The organism is Mesorhizobium sp. Cs1321R2N1 (assembly GCF_037179725.1).
Lineage (GTDB): Bacteria > Pseudomonadota > Alphaproteobacteria > Rhizobiales > Rhizobiaceae > Mesorhizobium > Mesorhizobium salmacidum.
In genome coordinates this window covers 1-237 of sequence record NZ_JAPYKP010000363.1, presented here as the reverse complement: position 1 = coordinate 237, position 237 = coordinate 1, and the positions used below count along the sequence as shown (strand labels likewise).

At 65.4% G+C, this 237-nt stretch carries 1 protein-coding gene; it reads left to right on the top strand.

Annotated elements, in window-relative coordinates; genetic code table 11:
- Nucleotides 1-237: helix-turn-helix domain-containing protein (locus tag O7A61_RS32520; RefSeq protein WP_337133218.1), on the top strand; the 237-nt coding region annotated here is incomplete at both ends.

The following is a 237-nucleotide window of genomic DNA, read 5'->3' as shown; positions in this document are numbered from 1 at the left end:
TGTCGATTATTGAAGGCCGTCTTTCCAAAGCCGATGCGGCGCGGAGATATGGTGTGTCAGCGAAGATCGTGGCGCGTTGGGTCGAGCGCTACAAGGCGGAGGGACGGGCCGGCATGGTCGACCGCTCATCCCGGCCCCATGCCATGCCGGGCATGACCGAACAGGCGGTGGCCGAGCGCATCGTGGCATTGCGCCGAAGGCGGCTGACCGGCAAGCACATCGCCATGGAGGTGGGTG